Source organism: Pseudomonas sp. BN417 (assembly GCF_029871205.1).
Classification (GTDB): Bacteria; Pseudomonadota; Gammaproteobacteria; order Pseudomonadales; family Pseudomonadaceae; genus Metapseudomonas.
In genome coordinates this window covers 96,393-110,880 of the sequence record NZ_SSOJ01000069.1, presented here as the reverse complement: position 1 = coordinate 110,880, position 14,488 = coordinate 96,393, and the positions used below count along the sequence as shown (strand labels likewise).

General features: G+C 65.9%; 12 protein-coding genes and 1 riboswitch. Of the genes, 1 reads left to right on the top strand and 11 read right to left on the bottom strand.

Annotation, left to right across the window (positions count from 1 at the left end; all coding sequences use genetic code 11):
• Positions 1–696 precede the first annotated feature (696 nt).
• The 9 genes from E8F11_RS07850 to E8F11_RS07810 all read right to left on the bottom strand — a co-directional run bounded on the left by E8F11_RS07850 (position 697) and on the right by E8F11_RS07810 (position 9,889).
• Positions 697–1,410, bottom strand: coding sequence for a PqiC family protein (locus E8F11_RS07850; RefSeq protein ID WP_280288280.1), 714 nt, complete (start codon positions 1,408–1,410; stop codon positions 697–699).
• A gap of 142 nt (positions 1,411–1,552) precedes the next feature.
• Entirely contained in the window at positions 1,553–3,811 is a 2,259-nt protein-coding gene (gene parC / locus E8F11_RS07845) for a DNA topoisomerase IV subunit A (RefSeq protein WP_280288275.1), read from the bottom strand.
• 7 nt (positions 3,812–3,818) lie between these two features.
• Positions 3,819–4,343 carry a TIGR02281 family clan AA aspartic protease gene (locus E8F11_RS07840; protein ID WP_280288274.1) on the bottom strand — a complete coding sequence of 175 codons (525 nt, stop codon included), beginning with the start codon at positions 4,341–4,343 and terminating at the stop codon, positions 3,819–3,821.
• Positions 4,340–5,323, bottom strand: coding sequence for an esterase-like activity of phytase family protein (locus tag E8F11_RS07835; protein ID WP_280288273.1), 984 nt, complete (start codon positions 5,321–5,323; stop codon positions 4,340–4,342). The genes E8F11_RS07840 and E8F11_RS07835 overlap by 4 nt, the downstream gene beginning before the upstream one ends.
• Entirely contained in the window at positions 5,320–7,209 is a 1,890-nt protein-coding gene (parE, locus tag E8F11_RS07830; RefSeq protein ID WP_280288272.1) for a DNA topoisomerase IV subunit B, read from the bottom strand. The genes E8F11_RS07835 and parE overlap by 4 nt, the downstream gene beginning before the upstream one ends.
• Positions 7,210–7,223: 14 nt before the next feature.
• Entirely contained in the window at positions 7,224–7,889 is a 666-nt protein-coding gene (locus E8F11_RS07825) for a YqiA/YcfP family alpha/beta fold hydrolase (protein ID WP_280288271.1), read from the bottom strand.
• Positions 7,890–7,899: 10 nt separating this feature from the next.
• Positions 7,900–8,715, bottom strand: a complete 816-nt coding sequence (gene cpdA / locus E8F11_RS07820; protein ID WP_280288270.1) for a 3',5'-cyclic-AMP phosphodiesterase — start codon at positions 8,713–8,715, stop codon at positions 7,900–7,902.
• A 110-nt stretch (positions 8,716–8,825) separates the two neighbouring features.
• The gene (locus E8F11_RS07815) at positions 8,826–9,281 is read right to left on the bottom strand and encodes a DUF1249 domain-containing protein (protein WP_280288269.1); all 456 of its coding nucleotides are present in this window, start codon (positions 9,279–9,281) and stop codon (positions 8,826–8,828) included.
• Entirely contained in the window at positions 9,272–9,889 is a 618-nt protein-coding gene (locus E8F11_RS07810; protein ID WP_280288268.1) for an NUDIX domain-containing protein, read from the bottom strand. The genes E8F11_RS07815 and E8F11_RS07810 overlap by 10 nt, the downstream gene beginning before the upstream one ends.
• 195 nt (positions 9,890–10,084) lie before the next feature.
• On the opposite strand from E8F11_RS07810, the gene E8F11_RS07805 reads away from it, so the two are divergent.
• The gene (locus E8F11_RS07805; RefSeq protein ID WP_280288267.1) at positions 10,085–10,825 is read left to right on the top strand and encodes a DUF3298 and DUF4163 domain-containing protein; all 741 of its coding nucleotides are present in this window, start codon (positions 10,085–10,087) and stop codon (positions 10,823–10,825) included.
• Here E8F11_RS07805 and cytX read toward each other — a convergent pair.
• Entirely contained in the window at positions 10,782–12,083 is a 1,302-nt protein-coding gene (gene cytX, locus E8F11_RS07800; protein ID WP_280288266.1) for a putative hydroxymethylpyrimidine transporter CytX, read from the bottom strand. The genes E8F11_RS07805 and cytX overlap by 44 nt on opposite strands.
• 125 nt (positions 12,084–12,208) lie before the next feature.
• Complete coding sequence (gene thiC, locus E8F11_RS07795) at positions 12,209–14,092, bottom strand: phosphomethylpyrimidine synthase ThiC (RefSeq protein ID WP_280288265.1); 1,884 nt, start codon at positions 14,090–14,092, stop codon at positions 12,209–12,211.
• A gap of 76 nt (positions 14,093–14,168) precedes the next feature.
• A riboswitch (TPP riboswitch) is annotated at positions 14,169–14,275 on the bottom strand.
• Positions 14,276–14,488: the final 213 nt, after the last annotated feature.

The following is a 14,488-nucleotide window of genomic DNA, read 5'->3' as shown; positions in this document are numbered from 1 at the left end:
TTAGCTGTTGCAGCACCGAATAGAGGCGTCTAGTACGGCTCTTTCAGACCTCCGCGCCTGCCTAATATAGCCCTCACCCCCGGCCCCTCTCCCTGAAGAGGAGAGGGGTGACTCGCGCCGGCGAGGAACGAACAGTCCTGAAGCCAACAGCGGCCTGAAACTGAGCAGAAGAGGTGGGGCAGCGACTCTGCCCCGTCAGGAGGCCGAGCGGAAGCGTTGCAGAGGGGGACGAGCGGCATGGATGCCGCGAGAGGCGTGCGGGGCCCCCGGAGCAATGATGGAGCGAGGGAACCCGACGAAGTCGGGCCGGATGCAGGGGCGAGCGTTCTTGGTTACTTCTTTGGCGTTTGAAAGAAGTGACTCGCCGAAAGGCGAAACAGAGATTCGAACCCCGCTCGATAAGCAGCTTGGCTCAAGACGTTCTCAACACTTAATGCAAACATAGCCAATGAATTCGCCCCCTATCGGGACATGCTTGCCTCACCTTCAGGAGCGACGAGTCTTTCGTAGGTTGGCGCTGAGCGCAGCGATGCCCAACTTTTCCACGCCAGGTCCGTTGAGCTGCGCGGACGCCGCCCGGCCCAATCTACGGGAAGACCGTGGGCCCCGATAGGAAAATGCCTTCAGAGGGATACGAGCTGCAGCGAACAGAAAGAAAAAAGCCCGCAAATAGCGGGCTTTTTCGTGATCTCGCAATCAGAAGCGGAAGACTTCCACATCCGTGCGCACCGGCGCCGCCATCGGGATCTTCGGCGGCTGCGGCTCCTTGGTCTTGGCCGGGGTGGCGGGTGCCGCCGGCTTGCGCGGTGCCTCGGCGGCTACCGGCTGGCCCTCAAGCGGCTTCACCGCAGCGGCCAATTGCTCGGCCAGCTGCTGCAGCAGTTGGCTCTGGGCCCGCACCTGATCGGCAGCGGTTCCGGCATGGGCCTCTTCCAGACGCACCAGGCGGCTGTCACGCAGCTTGCCGGCACGGTCCAGCAGGCGCCATTGCGCCTCCAGCACGGCCGGCCGCTGGGGGCCGGAGTCCAGGCGGCTGATGTTCAGCAGCACCTGGACCTCGGGGGTGAAGCCGGGGTTGCCCGGGGCCAGCACCAGGCGCTGGCTGTCCAGGCGCCAGGACAGCTGGCGCAGCAGCACCTGGTCGATGTCTGCCGCCAGACTGCCCGCCCAGCGACCATCCGGGGCGGCGGTGAGGCTGCCGTCGGCCTGACGCTGCAGGAGGGTTTCGCGCTGCAGGTAGTCGGCCACCGTAACCGGGCCGAGCAGCACTTGTATTCCAGCGTTCTGCGACGGCACTTCGGGAGTGCCGGCATCCAGCTGGAACATGGGAACGGGCGGGCTATGCACGCAGCCGGCGAGACCAAGCAGGCCAGCCAGCATCAAAGCCAAGGGAAAACGCACCACAGTCATCAATCTCACCCACGGCCGCCTTGTGGGCAGCCTGCAGTCGTATTCAATCATTCATGCCACGGACAAGGGTGGCGAGGGGACATATCATCCGTCAATGTGACGCGGGACTCCAGAGCCCCACGTCATTTCGTCGGAATCAAGGTCAGGCGAGCGCCTCCACCAGCAGCGCATCGACCCGCTGAAAGCCGCGGGGCAGCTTGTTGCCACGGCGCCCGCGCTCGCCTTTGTAGTGCTCCAGGTCATCGGCCTTGAGCGACAGGGTGCGCTTGCCAGCCTGCAGGACCAGGGTTGCGCCGGTCGGCAGAACGGCGAGATCCGTGAGGTATTCCTCGCGGTTCGCCACCCGATCGCCGGGGATGCCGATGATCTTGTTGCCCTTGCCCTTGGCCAGCTGCGGCAGGTCGGCGACCTTGAACAGCAGCAGGCGGCCTTCTGTGGTCACCGCCGCCAGCCAGTCTTCTTCGACACTCTGCACCGGTCGCGGCGCCACCACCTTCGCCCCATTGGGCAGGCTGAGCAGGGCCTTGCCCGCCTTGTTCTTGGCCTGCAGGTCGGCACCCTTGACCACGAAGCCGTAACCGGCGTCCGAGGCGATCACGTAGGTGGCGTCATCCTCCGGCAGCAGCACGCAGTCGAAGCTGGCGCCCGGCGGCGGAGTCAGCCGGCCGGTGAGCGGTTCGCCCTGGCCGCGGGCCGAAGGCAGCGAGTGGGCGGCCAGGGAGTAGCTGCGACCGGTGGAGTCGATAAATACCGCGTACTGGTTCGAGCGGCCCGGCGCGGCGGCCTTGAAACCGTCGCCAGCCTTGTAGGACAGGCCGGTGGCGTCGATGTCGTGCCCCTTGGCGCAACGCACCCAACCCTTCTCGGAGAGCACCACGGTTACCGGCTCGGTGGGCATCAGCTCGGTTTCGGACAAGGCCTTCGCCTCGGCACGGGCGACGATCGGCGAACGACGGTCGTCGCCGTAGGTCTCGGCATCCTTGATCAACTCGTCGCGCACCAGCTTCTTCAGCTTGGTGTCGCTACCCAGCAGGGCCAGCAACTTCTTCTGTTCCTTCAGCAGCTCGTCCTGTTCGCCGCGGATCTTCATCTCTTCCAGCCGCGCCAGCTGGCGCAGGCGGGTATCGAGGATGTAGTCGGCCTGGATTTCGGTGAGGTTGAAACGCTCCATCAGCACCAGCTTGGGCTGGTCCTCGGTGCGGATGATGTGGATGACTTCGTCCAGGTTGAGGAAGGCGATCAGCAAGCCGTCCAACAGGTGCAGGCGCTTTTCCACCTTGTCCAGGCGGAACTGCAGGCGCCGGCGCACCGTGCCGATGCGGTAGGTCAGCCATTCGCTGAGCAGGGTGCGCAGGTCCTTGACCTGAGGCTTGCCGTCCAGGCCGATGACGTTGGTGTTGACCCGATAACTGGATTCCAGGTCGGTGGTGGCGAACAGGTGCTGCATCAGCTCATCGGCATCCACCCGGTTGGAGCGCGGGATAATGACGATGCGAGTGGGGTTCTCGTGGTCCGATTCGTCACGCAGGTCGGCGACCATCGGCAGTTTCTTCGCCTGCATCTGGCCGGCGATCTGCTCCAGCACCTTGGCACCGGAGACCTGGTGCGGCAGCGCGGTGACCACTATGTCGCCGTCCTCGACGCGATACACGGCGCGCATGCGCACCGAGCCGCGGCCGGTCTCGTAGATCTTCAACAGTTCGGCGCGCGGGGTAATGACTTCCGCCTCGGTAGGGAAGTCCGGGCCAAGGATGTGCTCGCAGAGCTGCTCCACCGTGGCATTCGGCTCGTCCAGCAGGCGCACGCAGGCGGCGGCCACTTCCCGCAGGTTGTGCGGCGGCACGTCGGTGGCCATGCCCACGGCGATGCCGGTGGTGCCATTGAGCAGCAGGTTGGGCAGGCGCGCCGGCAGGGTCGCCGGCTCGTTCAGGGTGCCGTCGAAGTTCGGCACCCAGTCCACCGTGCCCTGGCCCAGTTCGGAGAGCAGCACTTCGGCGTAGCGCGACAGGCGCGCCTCGGTGTAACGCATGGCGGCGAAGGACTTGGGATCGTCCGGCGCACCCCAGTTGCCCTGACCGTCCACCAGGGTGTAGCGGTAGCTGAAGGGCTGGGCCATCAGCACCATGGCCTCATAGCAGGCCGAGTCGCCGTGGGGGTGGAACTTGCCGAGCACGTCGCCGACAGTGCGCGCCGACTTCTTGTGCTTGGAGTCGGCATCCAGGCCCAGCTCGCTCATGGCGTAGACGATGCGCCGCTGTACCGGCTTCAGGCCGTCGCCGATATGCGGCAGGGCGCGGTCCATGATCACGTACATGGAATAGTTGAGGTAGGCCTGTTCGGTGAAATCGGCCAGGGAGCGGCGCTCAACGCCTTCCAGACTCAGATCGAGGGATTCGCTCATGCGTGCCTCACGGGGAAGTGACTTGGCGCAGCACCAGGGTGCCGTCGCGCTGGGTGAATTCGAGTTGTTTCAGGGCGCTCATGCCGAGCAGCACCTCTTCGCCGTCCATGCCCGGCACTATGATTGCCGGCACCTGGGTCAGGCGGATGTCACCCAGGCGCAGGTCCTGCAGCTGGGTGCGTTGGCCGGTGACACGGCCGTTGGCGGTACTCAGGGTGACCGGCGCGCCGGGCGCGAGGCCGAGACGTTCGGCCAGCCTGGCGGGAACGGCCACCTGGGTGGCACCGGTGTCGAGGAGGAAAGTCACGCCCTGGCCATCGATGCGGCCATCGAGCAGGTAATGCCCCTGACGGCTGCTGACCAGGCGCACTTCGACATAACCGTCGCCGCGCACCGACTGGGGTTCGCGATTGGGATTGCGCTGGCGATCTTCCCAGGCGCCGAAGTAATGGGCCGCCAGGAGCAGGCCGATACCCCAGGCGAGCACCAGCATGACCCGTCCTGCGCGTTTGCCCGGCGTTTGCGTGGTCATTTCTCGCTCCAGCCGCCCTTGGGCGCGGTGAAGCGCCAGACGATGGGCCGCCGCTCACCGTCGGCACGCGCCTTGCCACCGTTATCGAGGCCGACCCAGGCACCTTCGGCATCTATCCACAGGCCCTCGGCCATGCCGAACGGCACGCCATAGCGGCGGGTATCGGCCAGGGCCTCCTCGGCGAAGGACCAGCAGCGCTCCACTTCGCCGTTGCTTGGCTTGCGCCGGCAGATCTGGTGCGCCAGGCGCTCCAGGGTGAAGAGTTTTTCTTCGTGAAAGGCGACGTCGGAGAAATCCCGCGGCATGCGCTGCTCGCTGCCGATCGGCGCCGGCGGCGGCTCGCGGCCGGCTTCGCTGAAGACCACGCAGCCACCGGTGCAGAGCCAGGTGGACTGCTGCTTGTGCAGTACCATCAGGCCACGGCGCTCGCGCTCGGCGGCAAGCCAGAGGCGCTCGCCCTGGGGGTCGACGGCGATGCCTTCGAGCAGGGCGTTGAAGTGCAGCAGCATGCCGCTGGCGCGAGCCTGGCGGATCAGGTTGTCCGGCAGCAGCAGCCAGTTGGGTTCGCCGGCGACGGGTACCTGCAGCACTGCCGCGTGGGTTTCGCTGACCAGATAGCGATTGCCGGTGGAATCGCAGCTGATGCCTTCGAAGTCCAGCTCGTTGCCCCGCAGCAGGCTGATCGCCCAGGTACGCGCACGCACACCCCAGGGCAGGTTATTCGGCGGCGCCGGCGGCACCAGGAAGGGCTCGGTCTCGGCCTGGAGCAGGCCGCCTACGGGCTTGAGCCGGTACAGGCGCTCATCGACCCGGTCGGAAACCGCCACCAGCTCGTCGCCGCAGTAGGCCAGCCCGGAGAGGTTGCCGTGCGGCATTCCCTCCACCGGGTATTCGGCGGCCAGGCGCAGCTGCTCCGTCGAGTCGGCGGCCCAGAGCGGTGCGGCGATAAGCAGGCCCAGGAGGAAGAAGGCTCCCCTCACACCATGACCTCGGCCAGGTTGCCCTTGGACTCCAGCCAGGACTTGCGGTCGCCGGCGCGCTTCTTCGCCAGCAGCATGTCCATGATTTCCACCGTGCCTTCGCTGTCTTCCAGGGTTAGCTGGACCAGGCGCCGGGTGTTGGGGTCCATGGTGGTCTCGCGCAGCTGCGGCGGATTCATCTCACCCAGGCCCTTGAATCGCGTGACCTGTGGCTTGCCACGCTTCTTCTCGGCCACCAGGCGGTCGAGGATGCCGTCGCGCTCGGCTTCGTCCAGGGCGTAGTAGATCTCTTTCCCCAGGTCGATACGGAACAGCGGCGGCATCGCCACGTAGACGTGCCCCGCTTCCACCAGCGGACGGAAGTGGCGGACGAACAGCGCGCACAGCAGGGTAGCGATGTGCAGGCCGTCGGAGTCGGCGTCGGCAAGGATGCAGATCTTGCCGTAGCGCAGCTGGCTGAGGTCGGCGGCGCCGGGATCGACGCCGATGGCGACGGCGATGTCATGGACTTCCTGGGAAGCCAGCACCTCGCCACCGTCCACTTCCCAGGTGTTCAGGATCTTGCCGCGCAACGGCATGATCGCCTGGAACTCCTTGTCCCGCGCCTGCTTGGCCGAACCGCCGGCGGAATCACCTTCCACCAGGAAGAGTTCGGAGCGCATTGGGTCCTGCCCAGCGCAATCGGCCAGCTTGCCGGGCAGTGCCGGGCCCTGGGTGATGCGCTTGCGCTCGACCTTCTTGCTGGCCTTGAGCCGACGGCCGGCGTTGCTGATGGCCAGTTCGGCCAACTGCATGCCCAGTTCCGGGTGGGCGTTGAGCCAGAGGCTGAAGGCGTCCTTGACCACGCCGGAAACGAAGGCGGCCGCCTCGCGGGAGGACAGGCGCTCCTTGGTCTGGCCGGAGAACTGCGGTTCCTGCAGCTTCATCGAGAGGACGAAGGCGATGCGCTCCCAGACGTCCTCGGGAGCCAGTTTGACCCCGCGCGGCAACAGGTTGCGGAACTCGCAGAACTCGCGCATGGCGTCCAGCAGGCCCTGGCGCAGGCCGTTGACGTGTGTACCGCCCTGGGCGGTTGGGATCAGGTTGACGTAGCTTTCCTGGACACTGTCGCCACCCTCGGGCAGCCAGAGCAGCGCCCAGTCCACCGCCTCCTTGTTGCCGGCCAGGCTGCCACAGAAGGGTTCGCTCGGCAGACGTTCGAATTCGCTGACCGCGTCCACCAGGTAGGAACGCAGGCCGTCTTCGTAGTGCCACTCGACCTTTTCGCCAGCGGCCCTGTCCTCGAAGCTGACCAGCAGCCCCGGGCAGAGGACGGCTTTCGCCTTGAGCACGTGCTTGAGGCGGCTGACGGAGAACTTGTGGGAATCGAAATACTTGGCATCCGGCCAGAAGTGCACGCTGGTGCCGGTGTTGCGCTTGCCGACGCTGCCGACGACTTCCAGCTCGCTGGCCTTGAAGCCGTCAGCGAAGGTCATCAGGTACTCGCTGGCGTCGCGCTTGACCCGCACTTCGACGCGGGTGGACAGGGCGTTCACCACCGAGATGCCGACGCCGTGCAGGCCGCCGGAGAACTGGTAGTTCTTGTTGGAGAACTTGCCGCCGGCATGCAGCTTGGTGAGGATCAGCTCGACGCCGGGCACCCCTTCCTCGGGGTGGATATCCACCGGCATGCCGCGGCCGTCGTCGATCACCTGCAGGGAATTGTCCTCGTGGAGGATCACCTGCACGCTCTTGGCGTGGCCAGCCAGGGCCTCGTCCACGCTGTTATCGATGACTTCCTGGGCCAGGTGGTTGGGCCGGCTGGTGTCGGTATACATGCCCGGGCGCTTGCGCACCGGGTCGAGGCCGGAGAGGACTTCGATGGCATCCGCGTTGTAAGTAGCCATGGACTCCCTTTCAGTCAGAGGTCGGAAAAGTCGATATCACGCCACAGCTGCGCGGGAAAGCCGGCGAAGGCCAGCAAGGCGGGCAGATGAGCAGGGAAATTCTGGAAACCGTGGTCGCCGCCGGCCTCGATGCGCAGCGCGCAGGCACGGTAGTAGCGCTCCGCCTGGCGGTAGTCGAGGGTCTCGTCGGCCGTCTGCAACCAGACCTGGTAACGGGTCGGGTCCTGTGGTGGCGGCACTTCCAGTTCGGCCAGCGCCATCACGTGCTCTGCCGTCAGCTCCCAGGTTTCGTCGCTGTAGTAGTTCTTCTGCGGGCCGAGACGCCCGTCGAACAACCGGTGCGGGGCCACCGCCGGGTTGATCAGCACGGCCTTCAGGCCGTGGCGCTCGGCCAGGTGGGTCGCATAGTAGCCGCCCAGGGAGCTGCCGACCAGCACCGGGCGGCCCAGCTCGGCGATGGCCGCTTCGAGCTGGCCAATGGCCTGGCGCGGATGATGGTGCAGGGCCGGCACCCGCAGACGTTCGGTAAGCCCCAGGCGTTGCATGAGCGCAGTGAGCTGGCGCGCCTTGTGCGACGCCGGCGAACTGTTGAGTCCGTGAATATAGAGGAGGCTGGGTTGGGGGCTGGACACGCGACTTCCTGGCAGATCGAGGGAGAGTTGTACTTCTTGCCGTGCCACGGCGAGAAGGTCAATAACCCTTGATGCTGTAGTCCACTTCGAAGGCGATGCCGCTAACCCTTGAGACGCCTGTTTCCAGGCTGCCGTCGTCCATCAGGCGCAGCCAGCGGTAGCCCGGCGCCTCCGAGCCGACGCAGAAGTCTTCGCTGCCGGGCGCAAATTGCACACAGGTGGATGGCGAAGCCAGCAGGCGCACGCCGTTGCGCACCTGGTCGAACTCCTGGTGGACGTGGCCCCAGAGCAGCGCGCGCACCCGCGGATAGCGGTCCAGCACGGCGAACAGCGCATCGCTGTTGCGCACGCCGATCGGGTCCATCCAGGCGCAGCCGATCGGCACCGGATGGTGATGGAAGCTGACCAGCACATGGCGCTCACCGGCGGTTTCCAAGGCCTGCTCCAGCAAGGCGAGCTGCTCGGCGGGGAAATGTCCGGGTACGGCGCCGGCGATGGTGGAGTCCAGCAGCACCAGGCGCCAGTGAGGGAAGTCGACTATGGGTTCGAGGGCGGCGGTCCCGGCGCAGACTTCGCGCATCACCGGCACCTCGTCGTGGTTGCCGGGGAACCAGCGGGCCGGCGCGGGGATGCGCTCGACCAGCTCGCGGAAATGTTGGTAGGAGGCGGCTGAACCGTCCTGGGAGAGATCACCGGTCGCCAGCACCAGGTCGATGCGGGGCTGCTCCTCGAGCACTTGGTCGATCACCCGCTGCAGGCTGTCGCGGGTTTCCATGCCCAGCAGCCTGCCGTCCGCTTCGGCGAACAGGTGGCTGTCGGAAAGCTGCACCAGCAGCACCGACTCGTCAGCAGCGTGGGGGAGTGGACTGGGCAAGGCCTTCTCCTTCGGCGGAATGCTCAGATTATGGTTGCTGCGCGCGTAACGGGTAAACCCGCGAAGCGGGAATGGTTCACAGTTAGCGGTGCCGGATTGGTCCGAAACGACTAGAGGACGACGGGTTCCAGCTCGTGGCCACAAGCCAGGCAGTGACTCAGCCATTCGCCGAGGAAGAGATTGAGCTGGCTCTTCTCATCGGGCTGGTGCATATCGGCATTGGGATAGGGATACACGCTGCGCAGGCGCCGCGCATTCTCGGCACCGACAACTTCCGCCATGCGCGCGTCATGGTAGACCCGTACTTCCAGCTGCGGCGACGGCAGCCAGGGCAGGCTGTGCTCCTGGCGCACCTGCAGGGTGGTGGTGTACGGGCAGGCCTCGACGACTTCCAGGGCCAGCACGCCGAGCAGGCGCTCGCCCTGGCTCAGCGCGACGCGCCGGGAACCGCGCACTTCGCGCATCTGCGGGAGCAGACGCATCAGGCGCGCATAGTTCGCCTCGCAGGCTGCCTGCAGCCCGACGAGATCGACCCGGTAGCGATCGCGCAACAGATTCACGTCCACAACCCCCTGACTTCGGTACGGTTCAGCGCCAGCCATTGCAGGGCCAGCATACTCGCGGCATTGTCCAACCGCCCTTCACGCATCAGGGCCAGGGCGTCTTCCAGCGGCAGCACGTGCACGCGGATATCCTCGCCCTCCTCCGCCAGTCCGTGGACACCGCCCGCGTTGCTGCTGTCGCAGCGGCCGAGGAACAGATGCACACGCTCGTTGGAGCCCCCTGGTGAAGGATAGTAGGTGGTGATCGGCCACAACGAAGTCAACTGTAGATCGGCCTCTTCGACGGCTTCCCGACGGGCGACCTCCTCCGGCTCCTCGCCCTTGTCGATCAATCCGGCCACCAGCTCCAGCAGCCAGGGGCTCTCGCTCTTGCCCAGGGCACCGACGCGGAACTGCTCGATCAACACCACTGCATCCCGTTGCGGATCATAGGGCAGTACGCAGACGGCATCATGACGGACGAACAGTTCCCGATGGATGACCGGCCCCATGCCACCGGCGAACAGGCGATGACGCAGGCTCAGGCGGTCCAGGCGGTAGAAACCCTGGAAGCAGGTCTCTCGTTCGATCATCTCGACGGCGTCGGGGCCTGGCTTGAAGGTTTCGGTCATGGGCATCTCGCTTGCGTGGAAAGGCTGTGATCCGCGCATCCTACCCCTTGGCCGCACACCGCGCAGCCTCTTTGCAGATCGTCGTCGGGCTGGGAAGATGCGCGGCGAAACGGCGCCGCGCCGCGCCCGAACTCATGGCCGCGACAGCAGTCGAAGCCTGCACTTTTCCGGAATCCACCCCTGAAGATGAAGCCGATGTACCTTGCCAGACTCCTCGCCGCCGCCAGCCTCGGCACCCTGCTCAGCGCCTGCCAGATGCTGCCCGGCACCAGCGACAAGCTGGAACCACAGCGCCACGCCTGGGAACACCTGAAGCCCGGCTGCCAGGGTGAGAGCTGCCCGCTGGTGAACATCGACACCATCAGTTTCGAAGGCGAGCCGCAGCTCAACGACCTGATCGGCAAGCGCCTGCTGCAGATGACCCAGGACGCCCCCGGCGCGCCGCTGCCGGCCTCCCTGGAATCCTACGAGAAGGACTTCCTCGGCAGCGCCGAGCCCGGCTGGAGCAGCTACCTGCAGGCCAAGGTGCTGGAACAGCATGACAAGCTGGTGTTGATCGAGCTGTCCAGCTACCTCTTCACCGGCGGCGCCCACGGCATGCCGGGGCGCGGTTTCATCAACTACGACCGCAAGCTGGAAAAGCCGCTGAGCCTTGGCGACATGCTGCTGCCCGGCCAGGAAGACGCCTTCTGGAAGGTGGCCGAACAGGCCCACCAGCGCTGGCTGGTGGCCAACAAGTTCGACCAGGACCCGGACTTCGCCAGGACCTGGCCCTTCGAGCGCACCGCCAACGTCGGCCTGGGCTATGGCGCCATGCTGCTCAAGTACGACGTCTACAGCATCGCGCCCTATTCCAGCGGGCACCCCGAGATTCGCATCCCCTACCCGCAGCTCAACGGAATACTGAAGCCCCAGTATTTCCCCGGACGCGGCTGAAGCGCCCCAGCAGGAACTGCAAGCCGCCGGCCGCCAGCAGCGCCGGCAGGGTAGCCCCCAGCTCCGGCCAACGGTTGGCCAGCAGGTGGTAGATCGCCACGCCGCAGGCCCAGGCCAGCAGGGTGTCCCAGCGCAGCGCGACGCGCGGTGCCAGCTCGGCGCGGCGGCGGCGCAGGATGAAGTGATCCACCAGCACCACGCCGAACAGCGGGGCGAACACCGAACCGATCAGCAGCAGGAAGTTCTGGTATTCGGCCAGCGGCGCGAACCAAGCGATCAGGGTGCAGATCGCGCCAATGGCCAGGGCCAGCTGTTCCACCTTCAGCGGCAGCAGGATGCCGATGGACACGGCCGCCGAGTGGATGTCGGCGAAAGCCTTCTCCGACTCGTCCAGCAGGATCAGCAGCAGCGGGATTCCCATGCCGGCGCCGGCCAGGGCCAGCAGCAGCGCGTTGGCATCGCTGCCTTCGGCGAAGGCCAGGGTGTAGGCGACGCCCAGGCCCATCAGGCACAGGCAGCCGATGAAGAAGCCCAGCGCAGAGCCGAAGAAAACCCCGCCGCCACGCCGGCCGAAGCGCGAATAGTCGGCGATCAGCGGCAGCCAGGACAGCGGCATGGCGATGGCGATGTCGAAGCCCAGGGCGAAGGACATGGAGCCGTCGCCGGCCCGCGCCATCAAGGCGGAGAGATCGGCACGGTTGAGCAGGTCCCAGGTCAGCCAGATGCAGGCGCCCAGCAGCAGCCAGATACCCCAGCGACGCAGGATACGGCGCACGAAGGCGAGCGGACCGGCCACTGCCAGCAGGGTGGCCAGGGCGCCGAATACCAGGGTCCAGAGCGTCGGCGAAGCCAACAGGCTGTCACCGCCCAGGCCGCGAGCGGCCAGCAGGCTGGCGGCGTCACGCATGACGATGATCTCGAAGGCGCCCCAGCCCACCAGTTGCAGCAGGTTGAGCAGCGCCGGCAGCGCCGCGCCGGCCGAGCCCAGGCTGAGCTTGAGCGAGGCCATGGCGGCCAGGCCCGTATCGCTGCCGATCATGGCCGCGCCACCCAGCAGCAGTACGCCGACGCCAGTGCCGAGCAGGATCGCCAGCAGTGCATCGCTGGCGCCCAGACCCGGCGCCAGCAGCGCGCCGGTCTGCAGCACCATCAGTCCCAGACCTAGGGAGAACCAGAGGGAAAACAGATCGCGCGTACGGAGAACGCGTTGGTCGAAGGCGACCGGTATGGACGGCGAATAGCTTGGCGGGGTGTTCACGATGGCAGATGCCCTGGATGGACTGTTGTTATGGATTGGCCACAAACCGGAAAGCCGGGCACGAGGCCCGGCTTCCAGCGTGGATGTGACAGGTCAGCGCCTGTCCGCGGTCACACGGCAGGCATTCACACCTGCTTGTAGATCACCGAACCCTCGTCCTTGAAGCGCGCGGCCTGCTCCTGGAAACCCGCCTCGATGGCCTTGCTCTCTTCCGACAGGCCGTTTTCCTTGGCGTAGTCGCGGACCTCCTGGGTGATCTTCATGGAGCAGAACTTCGGCCCGCACATGGAGCAGAAGTGCGCCACCTTGGCCGAGTCCTTCGGCAGGGTCTCGTCGTGGAAGGCACGAGCGGTATCCGGGTCCAGGCCGAGGTTGAACTGGTCTTCCCAGCGGAACTCGAAGCGCGCCTTGCTCAGTGCGTTGTCGCGGATCTGCGCGCCCGGGTGGCCCTTGGCGAGGTCGGCGGCGTGGGCGGCGATCTTGTAGGTGATGATGCCGGTCTTCACGTCATCCTTGTTCGGCAGGCCCAGGTGTTCCTTGGGCGTCACGTAGCAGAGCATGGCGCAGCCGAACCAGCCGATCATCGCGGCGCCGATGCCGGAGGTGATGTGGTCGTAACCGGGGGCGATGTCGGTGGTCAGCGGGCCGAGGGTGTAGAACGGCGCCTCGTCGCAGCATTCCAGCTGCTTGTCCATGTTTTCCTTGATCAGGTGCATCGGCACGTGGCCGGGGCCTTCGATCATGGTCTGCACATCGTGCTTCCAGGCGATCTTGGTCAGCTCGCCGAGGGTTTCCAGCTCACCGAACTGCGCGGCGTCGTTGGCGTCGGCGATGGAGCCCGGACGCAGGCCGTCGCCCAGCGAGAAGCTGACGTCGTAGGCCTTCATGATTTCGCAGATTTCCTCGAAGTGGGTGTAGAGGAAATTCTCCTTGTGGTGCGCCAGGCACCACTTGGCCATGATCGAGCCGCCGCGGGAAACGATGCCGGTGACGCGCTTGGCGGTCAGCGGTACATAGCGCAGCAGTACGCCGGCGTGGATGGTGAAGTAGTCCACGCCCTGCTCGGCCTGCTCGACCAGGGTGTCGCGGAACAGCTCCCAGGTCAGGTCCTCGGCAATGCCGCCGACCTTCTCCAGGGCCTGGTAGACCGGCACGGTGCCGATCGGGACCGGCGAGTTGCGGATGATCCACTCGCGGGTTTCATGGATGTGCTTGCCGGTGGACAGGTCCATCACGGTGTCCGAGCCCCAGCGGATGCCCCAGGTCAGCTTGGCCACTTCTTCCTCGATGGAGGAACCCAGGGCCGAGTTGCCGATGTTGCCGTTGATCTTCACCAGGAAGTTGCGGCCGATGATCATCGGCTCCAGCTCCACGTGGTTGATGTTGGCGGGGATGATGGCGCGGCCGCGGGCGATTTCCTCGCGGACGAACTCAGGGGTGATTTCCTTCGGTATGGATGCACCGAAGCTGTGCCCCGCGTGCTGCTCCTTCAGCAGGCCGGCAGCGCGTGCCTCGGCCAGCTTCATGTTCTCGCGGATGGCGACGTATTCCATCTCGGGGGTGATGATGCCCTTCTTCGCGTAGTGCATCTGGCTGACGTTCTGGCCAGCCTTGGCGCGGCGCGGGTTGCGCACGTGGGCGAAGCGCATGGCGGACAGTTCGGCGTCGGCCAGGCGGCGCTGGCCGAACTCGGAGGTCAGGCCCGGTAGGCGCTCGGTGTCGCCGCGGTCGTCGATCCACTGGGAGCGCACGTCGGCCAGGCCCTGGCGCACGTCAATGGTGACGGCGGGGTCGGTGTAGGGGCCGGAGGTGTCATAGACGGTGACCGGAGCGTTGATCTCGCCACCGAAGGCGGTGGGGGTCACGTCCAGGCTGATCTCGCGCATCGGCACGCGGATATCCGGGCGGGAGCCCTGCACATAGACTTTCTGCGAACGGGGGAAAGGCTGGATGGATTGCTGGTCGACCTGGGCGCTTTCGCTCAGGTTCTTTTGTTGTTTTGCGGTCATCGGCTGGCTCCTGGGGTGATGTCGGAGCGAACCTGAGGGCAGAGTGCACCAGGGCTGGTGCCGAGAGGGGCCGCGAACCGCGGCACATCTTGTTCCCTACGCAGGCCTTAACCTGATCAGGTTCAACGGGATCCGGAACTCTCCGATCTCAGCCTCCGATTCGAGGCACCCCGACAAGAACCCGGCCAGTCTAATCAAGCTCGCAGGATAAAACCAACCCGGTGGTCAGAATAAAATGACCAGCCCGTCGGGAAATGACGCTTCCCCTCGCCACGGAATTCGATTGTTGCAGGCAGGCAACATAGCTTGCCGCAAACTACACTGAGGCCGCCGCAGGGGCGTCTTGACCCGCCCCGAGCGGCCCCGTAGCCTTGCCCGACACCCCAGAATCCAGGA

Excerpts from the sequence above, each read along its gene's own strand:
- E8F11_RS07810 (WP_280288268.1), bottom strand. The coding sequence starts at position 9,889 with ATGACCGAAACCTTCAAGCCAGGCCCCGACGCCGTCGAGATGATCGAA.
- thiC (WP_280288265.1), bottom strand. The coding sequence starts at position 14,092 with ATGACCGCAAAACAACAAAAGAACCTGAGCGAAAGCGCCCAGGTCGAC.
- parC (WP_280288275.1), bottom strand. The coding sequence starts at position 3,811 with ATGAGCGAATCCCTCGATCTGAGTCTGGAAGGCGTTGAGCGCCGCTCC.
- parE (WP_280288272.1), bottom strand. The coding sequence starts at position 7,209 with ATGGCTACTTACAACGCGGATGCCATCGAAGTCCTCTCCGGCCTCGAC.
- E8F11_RS07840 (WP_280288274.1), bottom strand. The coding sequence starts at position 4,343 with ATGACCACGCAAACGCCGGGCAAACGCGCAGGACGGGTCATGCTGGTG.
- E8F11_RS07805 (WP_280288267.1), top strand. The coding sequence starts at position 10,085 with ATGTACCTTGCCAGACTCCTCGCCGCCGCCAGCCTCGGCACCCTGCTC.
- E8F11_RS07850 (WP_280288280.1), bottom strand. The coding sequence starts at position 1,410 with ATGACTGTGGTGCGTTTTCCCTTGGCTTTGATGCTGGCTGGCCTGCTT.